Source organism: Pseudodesulfovibrio sp. lm2024, from assembly GCF_051175575.1.
Lineage (GTDB): Bacteria > Desulfobacterota > Desulfovibrionia > Desulfovibrionales > Desulfovibrionaceae > Pseudodesulfovibrio > Pseudodesulfovibrio caledoniensis.
This window is the reverse complement of record NZ_CP195092.1, coordinates 2,525,034-2,540,884: the sequence shown is the minus strand read 5'-3', so window position 1 is coordinate 2,540,884 and position 15,851 is coordinate 2,525,034. Positions and strand designations below refer to the sequence as shown.

Below are 15,851 nucleotides of genomic sequence, written 5' to 3'. Positions count from 1 at the left end.
TCCTCCGTTGACAGGCCGGATCGCTATGGTGAAATGTCGGGTATGAGGAACGCATGATAGAAATCAATACCGTTACGTTCGCCTATCCCGCCGGGGACGAGGCCCTGTCCGGGGTTTCCCTGACGGTCGGAAAGGGGCGGCTGCTCGGATTGGCCGGGGCCAACGGCAGCGGCAAGTCCACCTTGCTCGCCCTGATGGCCGGGTTGTACGCCCCCACGCGGGGCAGCCTGGAAGTGGCCGGGCGCGTCAGCCCGGGCCATGAGGGGGACATCCGTTCCGTCTGCCGCTTGGTCATGCAGGACGCGGACCTGCAGATACTCGGGGCCACGGTGGAGGAGGACCTGCTCCTGGGCCGCCAGCGCGGAGAGACCGTGACGGCTGAGGTCCGCGCCATGGCCGAACGTTTCAATCTGTTGAGATACTGGGACAGCCCGGTGCAGACCCTGTCCTGGGGCACCAAGCGCAAGCTCTGCCTGGCCGCCGCCCTGCTGGATCGGCCGCGCGTGCTCCTCCTGGACGAGCCGTTCAGCGGCCTGGATTATCCCGGCGTACGTGAGATACGCGCCTTGATCCGGGCCAACCGGGAGGCCGGGTTGACCCAGGTGGTCTCCAGCCACGACCTGGAGAGCTTCATCGATCTGGTGGACGGGTTGGCCGTGCTCGACAACGGCGAGTTGGTCCTCAACGGCCCGGCCGAGAGCGTGCTGGACCATGTGGCCGAGCACGCGGTGCGCGCGCCGGGTTCCTGGACTGCCTGCCGGACCATCGTCCCCTGGGACGGAGGCGAGCGCTGATGGTCGATGTGGCCGGAACGATCCGCGCCCTGGACCCGCGCCTCAAGCTGGCGGCTGCCCTGCTGACCGGCCCCTGCCTGTGGAAGGTCCCTGTGGCGGCGGCCACGGCCTGCGCATTGATTCTGCTCCTCCTGGTCCGGGCCCTGGCCGCCGGACAGCCGGGGGGCGGCAGGATGGTCCGCAGTCTGCTGTCCTTCGTCATCTTCTGGGTAGCGGTCAAAGTCGTCCTGGACGCTGTCTCCGGCGTGCCTGTGGAACACATGGCCTATGACGCGGCCCAGCTGGCCGTGCGCCTGGTGGCCCTGCTCATGCTCGGTCTGGGGTTGGCTCTGTCCACCTCGGCCCGCGCCCTGGGGCTGGCGGTATCCTGGGCCTTGAGGCCGTTTTTGGGCCGCGAGCGTTCCTGGCGCATCGCCCTGTCCCTGTCCCTTATGGTCCATTTCCTGCCCGTCTGCCTGTCCACTCTGTCGGGCGTGCGCGAGGTGGCCGCCCGCCGTTTTCCCGAGGCCGGATTCTTTCGGCGCATGCGCCTAATCCCCCAGGCCGTGGTCCGCAATCTCGGGCAAAAGACCTGGAACCAGACTCTGGCCGTGGCCTGTCGCGGCCTGGACCGGCCCGGGGCCTGGGAAGCGGACTTTGCCTGGGCCGGTCGGGACTGGCTCGCTACGGCCTTCCTGCTCGCGGCCGCCGGGGCCGTGTTTTTGCTCTAGCCTTCTCCCGACCGTATTGACGGAATGGGCCGTCCCTCCTAATATTTCTCCAAAAAGGGCAGCCTTGCCCGCCAGACCGCAATATCCAGGGGGAAACCATGTCCACCATCACCCAGATGACGCCGGATGAGGCCCGCAAGTTCATGGAAGGCAGCAGGCCGGACTCCTACACGCTCCTCGATGTCAGACAGGAATCCGAATACGAGCAGGATCACATCCCCGGGGCCGTGCTGATGCCCCTGTCGGAGCTTCCCGACCGTTTCGACGAACTGGACAAGGAGCGGCCCCTGTTGGTCTATTGCGCTTCGGGCGGTCGGTCCATGGCTGCGGCGGGGCTTCTCCAGGGCCAGGGGTTCGAGGATGTCAACAATCTGGTGGGCGGCATCTCCGCCTGGGAAGGGGAGGGCGCCTTCGGGCCCATGGAACTGGGCCTGATCGTCTTTACCGGGGCCGAGGGGCCTGCCGAGATCATCCTCAAGGCGTACGCCATGGAGAACGTGCTCCAGGCCTTCTACGTGCAGCGCGCGGACCTGGCCGAAACCATGGAGCGTATCGGCCTGTTCATGCGGCTGGCCGGGTTCGAGGACAAGCACAAGGACGTCCTGTACGAGCTGTACACCCGCATGGCCGACGAGGTCATGAGCCGCGAGGAGTTCGAGCAGACGGCCTTGCGCAACGCCAGGGACACGGCCGAGGGCGGGGTGCCGGTCAGCGAGTTCATGGACCGTTTTCCGGGCGCGTTCGACGACGACAACGGCGTGCTGGAATTCGCCTCCATGGTCGAGGCGCAGGCCCTGGACTACTATCTGCGCTGCGCCATGCGCGCCAAGAGCGAGGATGCGCGGGATGTGCTCCAGCTCCTGGCACGCGAGGAAAGGGCCCATCTCAAGCTGCTCGCCCGGTTCATGGACGGCGAGGCCTGAGCCAGGCCCGGCAGAATCAGTTCACCGTGGCGGGCTCCCGCCGGTGCAGGTTGGGCGCGACGATGCCCAGGATGATCAGGACCGCGCCCCATATCTGAAGCTGGACCACGGGTTCGCCCAGGAACACGGCCGCCGCCGCCAGGGTGATGACCGGCTCCACGGACGAGAAGATGCAGGCGTACGCGCTGCCGATCCTCTGTATGGCCGTGTATTGCAGAGTCGCGGCCAGCAGGCCGGGAAAAAGGCCCAGCGCCAGGCTGATGCCCGCCTGTCCCAGGTTCATTGATCCCCACGCATGGATGTCGCCCGACAGGGTGAAGGACACCGCCGCGAACCCTATGACGTAGAAGGTGGCCGTCAGCGGCCTGAGCCCCTTGAGCAGCACCTGGACCAGGATGACGTAGATGGAGAAGGTGGCCATGGCCCCCAGGGCGTACGTCAGCCCCGTGCCGTTCACCTCGCGCAGGAAGGCGTCGTAGAAGACCAGGCAGCAGCCGGTCATGACCAGGACCAGGGAGAGGACGACCACCCGGTTGATGCGCATGCTCAGGAATCGGGAGGAGAGCAGGGTCACGGCCATGGGATGTCCGTACAGGACCAGGGCCGCCGTGGAGGCCGGGATGGTTTCCAGCGAGTAGACGAAGCAGGAGGTCTGCATCCAGCAGACCACCAGCCCGAGAAAGGCGCATTTGCCCAGGTCGCGCAGGGAGATGCGCAGCATCCGGGGGGATTTGACCAGCAGGAAGAAGAACAGCATGACCGTGGCCAGGGTGAAGCGCGTCTGCATCATCACCGCGCCGTCCATGCCCGCCGCGTAGCCGAACTTGACCAGGATGGCCATGGAGCCGAAGCAGGCGGCCGAAATCACCGCATAGATGAGGCCGCGAAGCACGATGCTATTCCGGTCTGGCCATGTAGACCATGTATTCCTGGTTGCCCTTGGGTCCCAGAATCTGGGAGGGCACCACGCCGCGCACGATCAGGCCGAGCTCGGTTTCGCAGAACCCGACCACCATGTCCACGGCCTCCTGTTGCAGCCGTTTGCTGCGGACCACGCCCTTGTCGGTCTGGCCCGGCCCCACCTCGAACTGCGGCTTGATCAACACCACCAGCTCGCCGCCGGGCCTCAGGAACTGCAAGCACGCGGGCAGGATCTTGGTCAGGGAGATGAACGACACGTCGGCCACGATCACGTCCACCGGCTCGGGGATTAGATCGGGCTCGGCGTGGCGCACGTTGGTCCGTTCCAGGTTGATCACCCGGTCGTCCTGCCTGAGCTTCTCGTGCAGCTGCCCGTAGCCCACGTCCACTGCATAGACCCGCACCGCGCCGTACTGGAGCATGCAGTCCGTAAACCCGCCCGTGGACGCGCCCGCGTCCATGGCGACCTTTCCCTCGAAATCGATGGAGAATTCCTCGATGGCCGTGAGCAGCTTGTACGCTCCGCGTGACACGAACCGCTCGTCGTGAGGGACCACGAACTCCGTTTCAGGGTCGAACTGCTGGCCCGGCTTGACCACCGGCGTCTTCTGGTCCCGGTCCATGTAGTGGACCTTGCCGGCCATGATCAGCCGTTTGGCCTTGCCGCGGCTCTCCACAAGGCCCTGCTGGGCCAGGAGCTGATCCGCACGTTGTTTCTTGGGCATTTTGGTGTGCCTCCGGCGGCCGGGGGAAGGGAGGGAAAAAACCTTTGAAAAGGGTTCTTTCCCTCCCTTCCCCCGGCCCCCCATCCCTCCCTTTTCCTAAACTTTTAGTGCCGCTTCGCGGAGAGAAAAGGGAGGGGGAGAGGTTATTTTTTTTCGAGGCCGAGTTTGGCGACCACCTTGTCGGCGGTCTTGCGGGTGAAGTCCGCTTCGGACAGGGCCTCCTTCTCCTCCGGGGAGATGACCAGCTCCGGCTTGTTGGCCAGGGCCATGTCCGGCTTGACGCCGAACTCGGGCGGGAAGGCGTTGTCGAAATACATGTTCTGGAAGTCCACGAACTTGAGCTGGTGCGCCGTGGAGTCGAGGATGCACAGCTCGTCCTTGGTGACCAGGCCGAGCTCCAGGGCGCGCTTGGCCCCGGCAAACGACTCGCCGCCCTGGGTGCAGGCGATGTGGCCGTTGCGGTTGGCCTGGATCATGGAGTCCATGATCTGCTGCTCGGTTACCTGGATGACTTGGAAGGCGCGTTTGCCGCCCACGGCCTCGAACTTTTCGGCGAAGTATTTGACGCGCGGGAACGAGACCGGGTTGCCGATCATGGCCGCCTGGGCTACGGACGCGCTGACCTTCATGGGGCGGTATTCGCGCTCGTTGGGGTCGTCCACCGCGTAGTAGCGGTAGACCGGGTCCGCGTGGTGGGACTGCACGCCGAAGATGCGCGGCAGCTCGGTGATGACGCCCAGATCGTAGAGCTTGAGGAAACCGGCCATGATGGCGGTGATGTTGCCCGCGTTGCCGATGGGCACGAAAATGCACTTGCCCTTCATGTCCCAGTCGAACCACTGGGCGCACTCGAAGGCGTAGGACTCCTGGCCCAGGATGCGCCAGGCGTTCTTGGAGTTGAGCAGGGCCACGCGGTAGTTGTCGGCCAGGTGCTCGACCACCTTCATGCAGTCGTCGAACACGCCGGGCACTTCCAGGACCACGGCACCGGAGCCGAGCGGCTGGGCCAGCTGGGCCGGGGTGACCTTGCCGTGCGGCAGGATGACCACGGACTTGATGGCTCCGCCCGCGTAGGAGGCGTAGAGCGCGGCCGCGGCCGAGGTGTCGCCCGTGGAGGCGCAGACCGTCAGGATCTGGTCCCAGCCGTGGCGGCGGATGAGGGAGCGCAGGTAGGAAAAGCCGCAGGCCATGCCCCGGTCCTTGAACGAGGCCGACGGATTCTGGCCGTCGTTCTTGTAGGCCGTGGTCAGCCCGGTGGCCGCGTTCAGCGCCGGGCTGGAGGCCACCAGCGGGGTGTTGCCTTCGCCGAGGTAGACGATGTCCTCCTCCTCGAGCACCGGGGCCATGAGTTCATAGAAGCGGAAGATGCCGCGCAGGGCGGTCTTCTTGGAGGCCGCGCGCTGGTCGAAGATGGCCCGCCACTGTTCGCCGCTGGTCTTTTTCAGCTCGTCGAAATTCAGGTTGTCGAGCAGGAACACGCCGCCGCAGTCGGGGCAGGTGTAGTACAGCTCGTCGGTGGGGAATCGTTTGCCGCAGCCCAGGCAGAAGTATTCCATGTGGCCGCGGTAGGAGGGAAAAAGATCGGCAGTCATTGTCTCACCCGATGGGAATAAGGTTCTCTTCACACTCGCCTCGAAAGAGACCGAAGGTTCGCTTAAAAGGTAGTGTATGGCAAGTCAAAATTGTGTAGGCTTGCCTCGCAAACAACGGGACGGCGGGCCTTTCCCGGGCCGTCCCCGATCGGAGAAGCATACAATGAAGAAAAGAACCATATCCCTGGTCCTGGGCAGCGGCGGGGCGCGCGGGCTGGCGCACATCGGCATCATCCGCTGGCTCGAGGAGCACGGCTGCGAGATAAAGTCCATCGCGGGCTGTTCCATGGGCGCGCTGGTCGGCGGCATCCACGCCATCGGCAAGCTCGACGAGTACGAAAAGTGGGCGCGGCGCATCACCAAGCGGGACATGCTCGCCCTCATGGACCTGTCGTTCGGCATGGACGGGCTGATCAAGGGCGACCGGCTCATCGACACCCTGCGCAACGTGGTGGGCGAGGAGCGCATCGAGAACCTGCCCATCAGCTTCACGGCCGTGGCCGCGAACATCTCCCGGCGCAAGGAGGTCTGGATCCGCAAGGGGCCGCTGTTCGACGCCATCAAGGCGTCCATCGCCCTGCCGCTGATTTTCAAGCCCGTGGTGATAAACGGCGAGGACATCATCGACGGCGGCATCCTCAACCCCGTGCCCATCGCCCCGACCTTCGGCGACCTGAACGACTTCACCATCGCCGTGAACCTGTGCGCCCCGCCGGTCAAGGGGGCCGAGATCAAGACCGACAAGCGCAACGGCGACGACAACGGCTCCGGTGTGTCCCACGCCGTGGCCGAGTTCATCGGCTCCATGACCGACAAGATCGCCATGAAACGCAAGGACATCCGCGCCTACGACATCCTCTACAAGTCGTTCGACGCCATGCAGGGCTCCATCGCCCGGCAGAAGATCGCGGCCTATCCGCCCGACGCGGTACTGGAAATCCCCATCAACCTGAGCAGTCTGATGGATTTCGACAAGGCCGGTCCGCTTATCGAGCACGGCTACGAGCTGGCTGAAGAGCGGCTGCCCAAGGTCTTTTCATCGAGATAGCCGCCGCTATCGGGCCCGATGATGACCGGCATCGGAAATCCCCGATTGTCCGTTCCTCGTTCTCCGGTCATGGTATGGTCACAATCATACAAGGAGTATCCACATGATCGAGACACAGCTGGAAGTGAAGGACGCCAACGAGGCCAATGCGGCCGCCTTCAAGAAGCTCATGCCCGAGGTGGCCGAGCCCTATGACGAGTTGAACCGGGAGGCCTACAAGGACGGCGCGGTCAGCGGCAAGCACAAGCGGCTCATGGCCCTGGCCGCCGCCCTGTGCATCGGCTGCCGGGCCTGCATCCTGTTCCAGGCCGAACAGGCCCTGGAGCTGGGGGCCTCGGTGGACGAGATTTTGGAGACCTGCGCCGTGACCCTGGCCCTGCGCGGAACCACGGGCATGGGCGAGACCACGCGGGTCATGGCCTATCTGCGGGAGCGGGGGCTGTTGCCCGAATAGAGAATGAGGGGCCGGGGCGCGGATATTTCTCCGCCTCCGGCCTTTTTCGACGGGATCAGGGCCAGACGCGCGGGATGGACAGGATGACCATGGTCGCGCCGATGGCGGTCTTGACCGTGAAGCCCAGCGCCTTGCCCACGAACGCGCCCTTGGCGGCGCGCATGGCCTCGGGCCGGGTGCGGCCGGGCGTTTCGGCGATGAAGCAGCCGAGCCAGGCCCCGGCCAGGGCCCCGATGAGAGCGCCCAGCCCCAGGAAGAAGGGCGCGCCGAAGATCGCTCCGGCAACCGCCCCGACAATGCCGCCCACGTTGCCGCGCGCGGACGCGCCGTAGCGCCCCGCGCCCCAGGCCTGCATGCCGAATTCCAAGGCCTCGCCCGCGGCAGCGGCCACGCCGAAGACGATGACGAAGTTCCAGGTCATGGATTCCGGGTAGACGTACTTCCACAGGGTCACCAGTCCCAGCGCCACCCAGTTGGCGGGCAGGCTGAATATCTGGAGCACCTGGGAAAGCATCAGCCCCAGGATGAGCAGGACGGCCCAGACGTATTCCATGGTCCGGTCCTACTCCTTGTCGCGCAGGTCGACCACGCGCACGGCCTTGCCCTCGGCCTTGGGAATGGACTCGGACTGGCACAGCTCCACGCGCGGGGTGACCAGAATCTCGGAGCACAGGTTCTTGGCGATGCGCTTCTGCAATCCCTGCAGGGCGCGCATGTCTTCCACGAAGTATTCGTCCTTGATCTCCACCTTGACGCGCATCTGGTCGGACACGCCCTCGCGGACCAGCTCGATGAGGTAGTTCTGGCCCACCTCGGGCATGGCCATGAGGCACTGCTCGATCTGCATGGGGTAGATATTCACGCCCTTGAGGATCATCATGTCGTCGGCCCGGCCGGTGATGCGGTCGATGCGCCGGTGGGTGCGGCCGCACTCGCACTCGCCCGGGATGAACCGGGTCAGGTCGCGGGTCCGGTAGCGGATGATCGGCATGCCTTCGCGCCGCAGGGTGGTCATGACCAGCTCGCCCACCTCGCCCTCGGCCACGTGCTCCCCGGTCTCGGGGTTGATGACCTCGGCGATGTAGGCGTCCTCCCACAGGTGCATGCCCTTTTGGTGGACGCACTCGAAGGCCACGCCCGGGCCGTTCATCTCGGACAATCCGTAGGAGTTGTATGCCTTGATGTGCATCAGCTCCTCGATCTTGGCCCGGGCTTCCTCGGTGTGGGGCTCGGCGCCGATGAGCGCGATGCGCCACGGCATGTCCTCAGGCTCGTAGCCCGCCTCGCGGACCTGCTGTGCGAAATACAGGGCGAACGAGGGGATGATGTGCAGGACCGTGACCTGGTGGTCCAGGATCATCTTGATCTGGCGCTTGGTGTTGCCCGCGCCCGCCGGGATGGTCAGCATGCCCAGCCGCTCGGAGCCGTAGTGGATGCCCAGGCCGCCGGTGAACAGTCCGTAGCCCGAGGTGTTCTGCAACACGTCCGACCTGCGGCAGCCGCAGCAGTGCATGGACCGGGCCATGAGATCGGCCCAGGTGTCGAGATCCTTCTGGGTGTAGAACACGGCCACCGGGGAGCCGGTGGTGCCGCTGGAGGCGTGCAGCCGCACGAAGTCGTCCAGGGGGCGGGCCAGCAGCCCGTGGGGGTACTGGTTGCGCAGGTCGTCCTTGGTGGTGAAGGGAAGATGGGTGATGTCCGCCGGGCTCTTGATGTCGCCGGACTCCACGCCCTTCAAGCGCTCGGCGTAGAAGGGCGAGCGCTTGGCGATTTCGATGGTCTCTCTGAGGCGTTCGGCCTGGAGCGTCTCCAGGGCGGCGCGGTCCATGGTCTCTACCGGATCGTAGTACATAGCGGTTCCGCGAGATTGAAGTTAGTCGGAGTCCTGGTGGAATCCCTCGGGCAGTTCCGAGGGATAGGCCGTGGCGTCCATGTTCTCGAACAGGGTGTATTCCTTCTTGAAGAAGAGTTCGCAGCGGCCGGTGGGACCGTTACGCTGCTTGCCGATGATGACTTCCGCGTGGTTCTTGAGCGGGTTGTCCTCGCTCTTGTTGTACGCGGCGTCGCGGTAGAGAAAGATGATGATGTCCGCATCCTGCTCGATGGCGCCGGATTCGCGCAGGTCCGACATCATGGGCCGCTTGTCCGTGCGCTCTTCGACCTTGCGGTTGAGCTGGGACAGGGCGATGACCGGCACGTTCAGCTCCTTGGCCAACGCCTTGAGGTGGCGCGAGATGTCCGAAATCTCCTGTTCGCGGGAGTCCGGGCGCGCGCTGGAGCGCATCAGCTGGAGGTAGTCGATGACGATCAGCCCGAGGTTGTGTTCGGCCTTGAGGCGGCGGCAGCGGGCCTGGAGCTCCAGGGTGGACAGGGCCGGGGTGTCGTCGATGAAGATCGGGGCCTTGCTGAGCACGTCCGCGCCTTCGTACAGCTTGTTCCAGTCCGAGTCGTCCAGGTAGCCGGTACGCAGGTTGGACAGCTCCACCTTGGATTGCACGGCCAGCAGACGCGTCATGAGCTGCTCCATGGACATTTCCAGGGAGAAGATGGCCGTGGGGCATTCGGACCGGGCAGCGGCGCGCAGGGCCACGTTCAGGGCGAACGCGGTCTTGCCCATGGACGGGCGGCCCGCGATGATGATCAGATCCGAGTTCTGGAGGCCCGCGGTCATGTTGTCGAACTCGTGGTAGTGGGTCTGGATGCCCGTGACCACCGACTTGTTGTTGAACCGGGCGGTCAGTTCGTCGAAGACCTTGGGCACCAGCTGGCCGCTGGACTGCATGCCGCGCATTTCCTTGGATTGCGCGATGCGGAAAATTTCCTTTTCGGACTCGTCCAGAACTTCGCCCACGTCGGCGGAGGAAAAGCAGTTGGAGATGATCCCGCTGGAGATGTCGATGAGTTCGCGCAGGATGCATTTATCGCGGACGATCTGGGCGTGGTACAGGGCGTTGGACGCGCTGACCACGGAGTCGGACAGCTCGGCCAGGTAGACCGGCCCGCCCACGGTGTCCAGGGTGCCGTTCTTGGACAGCTGGTTGGCCACGGTAACCACGTCGATGGGCTGGTGGTCGTCGTAGAGCTGGGTAAAGGCCTTGAAGATGTCCCGGTGGACCGGGGAGTAGAAATCGTCCGGGCCGATGATGTCCACCAGCTGGTGGAACATGGCCTCGGACTGGAACACGCCGCCGAGCACGGCCTGTTCGGCTTCGAAAGAGTGCGGGGGGACTTTGCGTAGGATATCGGAAGAGGCCCTGTCCAGGGCCTCTTCCGGATTATCGGCGTATTGGCCTGATTTAGGCCTCTGCGGTTTCGGCGTCTTCGGCATTCTCTACGGATTCCTCGACGGCCTCGGCCACTTCATCGGTTTCTTCGATCTCTTCCTCGACGACGGGACCGCCGTGACGGGAGACGGTGAGCTTCAGCTCGCCGCGCACGTCCGGATGCAGGCGGATTTCGATCTCGTACTCGCCGAGCGAGCGGATGGGCTCGGGCAGGATGATCTTGCGGCGATCGATCTCGATGCCGGCGGCTTCCATGGCGTCACCGATGTTGGAGGTGGTCACGGAGCCGTACAGCTTGTCGCCGTCGCCGACCCGCACCTCGATCTCGATGGGGGAAGCGGCGATGCGCGAGGCCAGACCTTCGGCCTGGGCGCGCAGGGAATCGGCCTGCTCCTGCAGCTTGCGGCGCTCCAGTTCGAAGGCCTTCAGGTTGGCGGTGGTTGCCGGCTTGGCAAGGCCCTGAGGGATCAGGTAGTTGCGGCCGTAACCGGGCTTGACGGTAACAATGTCTCCGAGTCGACCCAGAGCGTCGACGTCAGCGCGTAAGATAAGTTTCATGGGTCCTCCCTCCTACATGGAGCTCCGTTTCTTCACATCAGTGCTGTGAACGGTGGTGTAGAAAAGCAGGGCCATCTGACGGGCGCGCTTGATCTCGTTGGTCAGTCGGCGCTGGTGCTTGGCGCAGGTGCCGGTGATGCGACGGGCAATGATCTTGCCGCGTTCGGTAACGAAATCGCGGAGGATATCCGGGCGCTTGTAGTCCAGGGGCAGCTCTGCATCCGCGCAGAAGCGGCAGAACTTCTTCCTCGGGGTGAATTTTTTACGGAAAGCCATGGTGAAACCTCCTAGGCAGCCAGTTTGACGGTCATGAACTTGAAGATGCCGTCGGTGATGCGGATGTTGCGCTCGAGTTCGGCAACCAGCGCGCCGGGAGCGTCGTACACCAGGCGAACGTAGTATCCACGGGTCTGCTTCTGGACGGGGTAGGCCAGCTGGCGCATGCCCCAGTCGTCGGTCTCAACCATCTTGCCGCCCTCGCGGTCCACGATGCCGGTCAGAGTGTCCAGGATGGTGGTCCTGTCCTCTGCAGCCAGCTCCGGGGAGAGCAGGACGAGCGTCTCGTAATTGTTTGCCATTTCATTCTCCTTTTGGTCATTGGCCCTCCCCCACCTGGGGGAGAGCAAGGCAAGAGGGGTTACATATGAGGAATCGGCCCGGCTGTCAAGAGACACCCCGGGGCCCGATCCCCCTATTTCTTATCCTTGTCGTCGGGCGGCGTCCAGCCGCATTGGTTCGATGGCCCTCATCCTCCGCCGAATTTACCGCGCAGGAACCTGCCGATGACCAGCCCCAGGATAACCAGGGCGATGAGTTGCAACCATTCGGGCATGACGCCCTCCTTAGACCTTCAGGTCCTCTCCGGTCAGGAGCTTGTAGGCTTCGAGGTACTTCTCGCGGGTCCGCGCGGCGATGTCCTCGGGCACGTGCGGCGCGGGCGGCTGCTTGTTGAAGCCGATCTCGACCAGCCAGTCGCGGAAGTACTGCTTGTCGAAGCTCGGCTGGGACTGGCCGGGCGCGTAGCCCTCCTCGGGCCAGAAGCGGGACGAGTCCGGGGTCAGGGCCTCATCAATGAAGATCAGCTCGCCGTCCAGGATGCCGAATTCGAACTTGGTGTCCGCGATCAGGATGCCGCGTTTCTTGGCATAGTCGCGGGCACGGGTGTAGATGTCGAGCGCCAGCTTCTCGACCTTGCGCATCATCTCCTCGCCGAGCAGTTCGGCGGCCTTGTCCAGGGTGATGTTCTCGTCGTGCTCGCCCAGGTCCGCCTTGGTGGACGGGGTGAACAACGCCTTTTCGAGCATCTCGGATTCCTTGAGCCCCTCGGGCAGCTTGTGGCCGCAGACCTCGCCGGTCTTGAGGTAGTCGGACCAGCCCGAGCCGGTGATGAAGCCGCGCACGATGCATTCGATGGGCAGGGGCTTGGCCTTCTTGGCCAGCACCGAGCGGTCCTGCAGTTGGTCGCGGTATTTGCGCAGCGGTTCGGGGTAGTCGTCCACGTTCGTGGCGAGGATGTGGTTGGGGACCAGGTCCTCCATCATCTTCATCCAGAACAGGGTGATCTGGTTGAGCACCTTGCCCTTGTCTTCGATGGGATCGGGCATGACCACGTCGAAGGCGGAGATGCGGTCGGTGGTCACCAGGAGCAGGGTGTCCGCATCGATCTCGTAGATGTCGCGGACCTTGCCGCGGGAGATGAGCGGATATTCGATGATGTTGGTTTCAAGAACGGCAGCCATGATATTCCCTCTATTTAATGTAGTGTTACTTGTTGCGTTGTTCCACACTGCGGGCGTGGGCTTCGAGCCCTTCCAGCCGGGCCAGCCGGGCGATCTTGTCGCCGTGTTCGGCCACATAGCCGGGGCTTGCCGCGATCACGCTGGATTTTTTGCAGAAATTCTGCACCGACAGGGCGGAGGAAAAACGGACCGTGCGCAGGGTGGGCAGCACGTGGTTGGGCCCGGCGAAGTAGTCGCCCACAGGCTCGGGCGAGTTGTGGCCCATGAAGATGGCTCCTGCGTGGCGGATGGAGCCGAGCAGGGCCCACGGATCGCTCACCGCCAGTTCCAGGTGCTCGGGGGCCAGCAGGTTGACCAGTTCCGTCCCGGCGGCCAAGTCGGGCACGGTGATGATTCCGCCCCAATCGTCCAGGGATTTGCAGGCGATGTCGCAGCGGGGAAGGGCGGCGCACTGGGTGTCCAGCTCCTCGCGGACCTTGGCGGCCAGATCCGTGTCCGGGGTGACCAGGATGGACGCGGCCAGGGGGTCGTGTTCGGCCTGGGAGAGCATGTCCGCGGCCAGCCAGGCCGGGTTGGCGGACTCGTCGGCCAGGATGACGATCTCGGACGGACCGGCGACCATGTCGATGCCCACCTGTCCGATGAGCTGGGACTTGGCCGTGGCCACGAAGATGTTGCCCGGACCGGCCAGCACGTCGCACGGCGCGATGGTTTCGGTGCCGAAGGCCAGGGCCGCGATGGCCCAGGCGGACCCGGTCAGGTGGATTTCGTCCAGCCCGAGCAGGGCGGCGGTGGCCAGGATGTACGGGTTGAGCGTGCCGTCCTTGCGCGGGGGCGAAGTCACGGCGATGGACTCGACCCCGGCCACCTGGGCCGGGATGGCGTTCATGATCAGGCTGGAGATGAGCGGGGTCTCGCCGCCCTGGCCGCCGGGCACGTACAACCCCACGCGGTCCACGGGCCGGACCATCTGGCCGAGGACGGTGCCGTCCTCGGCGGTGACCCACCAGGATTTTTCCTTCTGGTTCAGGTGGAAGTCGCGCACACGGCGGATGGCTTCCTTGAGAATTTTGACGTCCTCGTCCGGTATCTCGTCAAGGGCGGCCTGGGTGGCCTGTGCGGGCACGCGCAGGGCGGCCGGGTCAAAGTCCGGGCAGTCGAATTTGCGGGTGTATTCGGCCAGGGCCTCGTCGCCGCGCTCACGGACATCGGCCAGGATGTCCCGCACCACGCCGTCCACCTTGGTGTCCGGGTCCTTGCGCTGATCCAGCCATCGTCCGATGGCGTCCCAATCGTCCCGGTTCGTATATGTCAATTCTCTGCAATTCATAGCGACCTCGAAAAAGGCGGTTGTCTCATTGTTCGTCCAAAGGAAAATTTTATAGCCGAGCGCCGATCAAAAGTCGAGGGCGGCAAGAGCGGGAAAGCGGGACGGCGAACCGGGCATTCCCGCTGCAGGCGCACCCGCCGTGACGAATAAATGAAAGAGGGCCGGGGTTTGCACTCCCCGGCCCTCTGGGCGTTACTTGGCGAGTAAGCTTTTCAGCTTACGGTTCTAAGCGAGCTTAGAACTTGTAGACAACACCAGTGGCGATCTTCCAAGCGTCGTCGTCGACGGTGGAACCCCAGACGTCTTCGTCGAAGTCGGAGTTGATGTAGCCCAGCTGGCCGTACAGGGTCAGCTCGTCGTACACGGCGTAAGCGGTGTTGAAGTCAACTTCCCACAGGGAGTCGTCTTCGGTCAGGTAAGCGCCGAGGTCGCCGAGGTTGGTGGTGTCATCCTTGTCGTTGGTACCCTTGACGTACAGGACGTGGAAGTCGTGGGTCAGACCCTGAGCGAAGGACTGGATGTCGGTCAGAGACAGGCCGACGGTCCAGAAGCCCATGGGGGTGTCGCCACCGTTGATGTCGTCGGAGGTGATGGAACCACCGCCGAAGAAGAAGGAGCCGACAGCCCAGTCGCCGTTCAGGATGGGCATGACTTCCTGGCCGTTGGCAGCGTCGTCGTCGTTACCAGTGGTGTACGCGAAGAAGGCGGACACGTTCATGAAGTCGAAGCCGGTGTAGTCCAGGGCCACGTCGAACAACCAACCGTCAGCTTCGTTGGTTTCGGTGTCGGCGTCGAGGTTACCGTAGTTCACGTCGGCCTTGATGATGAAGGGATCGAACAGGGACATGGTGAAGTTGGTACCAACCCAGTAAGCGGAGACGTCTTCGCCATCGGCCAGGTAGTTCTCGCCACCGTTGCCGTACAGGAAGAACGGAGTGGCGGAAACGCCTTCGAAGGACAGGGGCACGGCCACCAGGTAGCCGTCCAGGAAGTCTTCACCCTTGGTGGTGGCGCCCAGGACGTTGCCGGTGGTGTTGTTGTCGTTGAACAGGCGGGTGTAACCGGCCAGCACAGAGACGTTGTCGGTCACCGGAGTGGAGACCATGACGGCGCCGGCGCGTTCGGCCAGGATCATGGACGCGGAGCCGACGGACTGCGGCAGGGCGACGGTGTAGATACCGGCCTTGACGTTGACGTCGGTGCCGGGCCAGTTGAAGTCGATGTAAGCGTCACGGATGTTCAGCTGAGCGCGGTCAGAGCCGCCGGGCCGATCCAAACCGAAGTCGGCGTCACCCCAGCTGCCCTTGTCGGAACGCAGGCCGAGGACACCTTTCAGGTTCTCGTTGGCGGTGACGGTGAAGTACAGGTCGGCACGCTCGACGATGTCCATCGCGGCGCCGTTGTTGGTACCATCACGGAAATCCCAGTTGTTCATCCAGACGGCGTTCACGAGGAGGTTACCGGAGATGGAAACCTCGGGAGCCGCGGAAGCGGACACAGCCATGCCCAGAACCATGATCAGGGCGGCTGCGAGCAGAGACAAACGTTTCATTTGTTCTTCCTTTTTTTGCAGGTTAAAAAGCCAAGCTAACGCCTTAACTGCATCCCGTTTATCGCAGCCCAAGGTCTTTTGCAAGGGTTTTGAGGCAAAAAATCAAAGAAAGTAAAAAATTTTTTACCGGCCAAAAAATTGAACCGCAGCCTTGGGTGTGGAGTGGTTAAAGTCTTTTAATTCGATATTATATGAAGGTTTTTGGAGAGGGTGATTTGTGG

At 63.8% G+C, this 15,851-nt stretch carries 17 protein-coding genes; 5 read left to right on the top strand and 12 right to left on the bottom strand.

Annotated elements, in window-relative coordinates:
- The first annotated feature begins 53 nt into the window (after positions 1 to 53).
- The 3 genes from ACR42D_RS12180 to ACR42D_RS12170 all read left to right on the top strand — a co-directional run bounded on the left by ACR42D_RS12180 (position 54) and on the right by ACR42D_RS12170 (position 2,427).
- Entirely contained in the window at positions 54 to 794 is a 741-nt protein-coding gene (locus ACR42D_RS12180; RefSeq protein WP_484567067.1) for an energy-coupling factor ABC transporter ATP-binding protein, read from the top strand.
- Positions 794 to 1,504, top strand: a complete 711-nt coding sequence (locus ACR42D_RS12175; protein WP_484567066.1) for a cobalt transporter — start codon at positions 794 to 796, stop codon at positions 1,502 to 1,504. Before ACR42D_RS12180 ends, ACR42D_RS12175 begins: the two co-directional genes overlap by 1 nt.
- A gap of 98 nt (positions 1,505 to 1,602) precedes the next feature.
- Positions 1,603 to 2,427 carry a rhodanese-like domain-containing protein gene (locus ACR42D_RS12170; RefSeq protein ID WP_484567065.1) on the top strand — a complete coding sequence of 275 codons (825 nt, stop codon included), beginning with the start codon at positions 1,603 to 1,605 and terminating at the stop codon, positions 2,425 to 2,427.
- A 16-nt stretch (positions 2,428 to 2,443) separates the two neighbouring features.
- On the opposite strand, the gene ACR42D_RS12165 is transcribed toward ACR42D_RS12170, so the two are convergent.
- The 3 genes from ACR42D_RS12165 to thrC all read right to left on the bottom strand — a co-directional run bounded on the left by ACR42D_RS12165 (position 2,444) and on the right by thrC (position 5,665).
- Positions 2,444 to 3,319, bottom strand: coding sequence for a DMT family transporter (locus ACR42D_RS12165; RefSeq protein ID WP_484567064.1), 876 nt, complete (start codon positions 3,317 to 3,319; stop codon positions 2,444 to 2,446).
- A gap of 4 nt (positions 3,320 to 3,323) precedes the next feature.
- Complete coding sequence (locus ACR42D_RS12160) at positions 3,324 to 4,073, bottom strand: TlyA family RNA methyltransferase (RefSeq protein ID WP_484567063.1); 750 nt, start codon at positions 4,071 to 4,073, stop codon at positions 3,324 to 3,326.
- A gap of 143 nt (positions 4,074 to 4,216) precedes the next feature.
- Positions 4,217 to 5,665 carry a threonine synthase gene (gene thrC, locus ACR42D_RS12155; protein ID WP_484567062.1) on the bottom strand — a complete coding sequence of 483 codons (1,449 nt, stop codon included), beginning with the start codon at positions 5,663 to 5,665 and terminating at the stop codon, positions 4,217 to 4,219.
- Between the two features lie 163 nt (positions 5,666 to 5,828).
- Here thrC and ACR42D_RS12150 point away from each other — a divergent pair, with 163 nt between their 5' ends.
- Positions 5,829 to 6,713: a patatin-like phospholipase family protein gene (locus ACR42D_RS12150; RefSeq protein ID WP_484567061.1), complete on the top strand. Its 885-nt coding sequence runs from the start codon at positions 5,829 to 5,831 to the stop codon at positions 6,711 to 6,713.
- A 103-nt stretch (positions 6,714 to 6,816) separates the two neighbouring features.
- A complete protein-coding gene (locus ACR42D_RS12145) occupies positions 6,817 to 7,167 on the top strand; it encodes a carboxymuconolactone decarboxylase family protein (RefSeq protein WP_484567060.1) in 351 nt (116 codons plus the stop codon).
- A 55-nt stretch (positions 7,168 to 7,222) separates the two neighbouring features.
- Here ACR42D_RS12145 and ACR42D_RS12140 read toward each other — a convergent pair whose 3' ends face one another.
- The 9 genes from ACR42D_RS12140 to ACR42D_RS12100 all read right to left on the bottom strand — a co-directional run bounded on the left by ACR42D_RS12140 (position 7,223) and on the right by ACR42D_RS12100 (position 15,630).
- Positions 7,223 to 7,720 (bottom strand): DUF456 domain-containing protein, encoded by a 498-nt coding sequence (locus tag ACR42D_RS12140; RefSeq protein WP_484567059.1) that lies wholly within the window; start codon positions 7,718 to 7,720, stop codon positions 7,223 to 7,225.
- A 9-nt stretch (positions 7,721 to 7,729) separates the two neighbouring features.
- Entirely contained in the window at positions 7,730 to 9,019 is a 1,290-nt protein-coding gene (locus tag ACR42D_RS12135; protein ID WP_484567058.1) for a phenylacetate--CoA ligase family protein, read from the bottom strand.
- Positions 9,020 to 9,040: 21 nt separating this feature from the next.
- Positions 9,041 to 10,495, bottom strand: coding sequence for a replicative DNA helicase (gene dnaB / locus ACR42D_RS12130; protein WP_484567057.1), 1,455 nt, complete (start codon positions 10,493 to 10,495; stop codon positions 9,041 to 9,043).
- Complete coding sequence (gene rplI / locus ACR42D_RS12125; RefSeq protein ID WP_484567056.1) at positions 10,464 to 11,009, bottom strand: 50S ribosomal protein L9; 546 nt, start codon at positions 11,007 to 11,009, stop codon at positions 10,464 to 10,466. The genes dnaB and rplI overlap by 32 nt, the downstream gene beginning before the upstream one ends.
- A 12-nt stretch (positions 11,010 to 11,021) precedes the next feature.
- Positions 11,022 to 11,285 carry a 30S ribosomal protein S18 gene (gene rpsR, locus ACR42D_RS12120; protein WP_014321549.1) on the bottom strand — a complete coding sequence of 88 codons (264 nt, stop codon included), beginning with the start codon at positions 11,283 to 11,285 and terminating at the stop codon, positions 11,022 to 11,024.
- Positions 11,286 to 11,296: 11 nt separating this feature from the next.
- Positions 11,297 to 11,587 (bottom strand): 30S ribosomal protein S6, encoded by a 291-nt coding sequence (rpsF, locus tag ACR42D_RS12115; RefSeq protein ID WP_014321548.1) that lies wholly within the window; start codon positions 11,585 to 11,587, stop codon positions 11,297 to 11,299.
- A gap of 264 nt (positions 11,588 to 11,851) precedes the next feature.
- Positions 11,852 to 12,748: a phosphoribosylaminoimidazolesuccinocarboxamide synthase gene (locus ACR42D_RS12110; RefSeq protein WP_484567055.1), complete on the bottom strand. Its 897-nt coding sequence runs from the start codon at positions 12,746 to 12,748 to the stop codon at positions 11,852 to 11,854.
- Positions 12,749 to 12,773: 25 nt separating this feature from the next.
- Positions 12,774 to 14,078, bottom strand: a complete 1,305-nt coding sequence (gene hisD, locus ACR42D_RS12105; RefSeq protein WP_484567054.1) for a histidinol dehydrogenase — start codon at positions 14,076 to 14,078, stop codon at positions 12,774 to 12,776.
- A gap of 235 nt (positions 14,079 to 14,313) precedes the next feature.
- Positions 14,314 to 15,630: an outer membrane homotrimeric porin gene (locus ACR42D_RS12100; RefSeq protein WP_484567053.1), complete on the bottom strand. Its 1,317-nt coding sequence runs from the start codon at positions 15,628 to 15,630 to the stop codon at positions 14,314 to 14,316.
- Positions 15,631 to 15,851: the final 221 nt, after the last annotated feature.

Coding starts and splice junctions, on each gene's coding strand:
- ACR42D_RS12180 (WP_484567067.1), top strand. CDS start 54: ATGATAGAAATCAATACCGTTACGTTCGCCTATCCCGCCGGGGACGAG.
- ACR42D_RS12175 (WP_484567066.1), top strand. CDS start 794: ATGGTCGATGTGGCCGGAACGATCCGCGCCCTGGACCCGCGCCTCAAG.
- ACR42D_RS12170 (WP_484567065.1), top strand. CDS start 1,603: ATGTCCACCATCACCCAGATGACGCCGGATGAGGCCCGCAAGTTCATG.
- ACR42D_RS12160 (WP_484567063.1), bottom strand. CDS start 4,073: ATGCCCAAGAAACAACGTGCGGATCAGCTCCTGGCCCAGCAGGGCCTT.
- thrC (WP_484567062.1), bottom strand. CDS start 5,665: ATGACTGCCGATCTTTTTCCCTCCTACCGCGGCCACATGGAATACTTC.
- ACR42D_RS12150 (WP_484567061.1), top strand. CDS start 5,829: ATGAAGAAAAGAACCATATCCCTGGTCCTGGGCAGCGGCGGGGCGCGC.
- ACR42D_RS12145 (WP_484567060.1), top strand. CDS start 6,817: ATGATCGAGACACAGCTGGAAGTGAAGGACGCCAACGAGGCCAATGCG.
- ACR42D_RS12140 (WP_484567059.1), bottom strand. CDS start 7,720: ATGGAATACGTCTGGGCCGTCCTGCTCATCCTGGGGCTGATGCTTTCC.
- ACR42D_RS12135 (WP_484567058.1), bottom strand. CDS start 9,019: ATGTACTACGATCCGGTAGAGACCATGGACCGCGCCGCCCTGGAGACG.
- dnaB (WP_484567057.1), bottom strand. CDS start 10,495: ATGCCGAAGACGCCGAAACCGCAGAGGCCTAAATCAGGCCAATACGCC.
- rplI (WP_484567056.1), bottom strand. CDS start 11,009: ATGAAACTTATCTTACGCGCTGACGTCGACGCTCTGGGTCGACTCGGA.
- rpsR (WP_014321549.1), bottom strand. CDS start 11,285: ATGGCTTTCCGTAAAAAATTCACCCCGAGGAAGAAGTTCTGCCGCTTC.
- rpsF (WP_014321548.1), bottom strand. CDS start 11,587: ATGGCAAACAATTACGAGACGCTCGTCCTGCTCTCCCCGGAGCTGGCT.
- ACR42D_RS12110 (WP_484567055.1), bottom strand. CDS start 12,748: ATGGCTGCCGTTCTTGAAACCAACATCATCGAATATCCGCTCATCTCC.
- hisD (WP_484567054.1), bottom strand. CDS start 14,078: ATGAATTGCAGAGAATTGACATATACGAACCGGGACGATTGGGACGCC.
- ACR42D_RS12100 (WP_484567053.1), bottom strand. CDS start 15,630: ATGAAACGTTTGTCTCTGCTCGCAGCCGCCCTGATCATGGTTCTGGGC.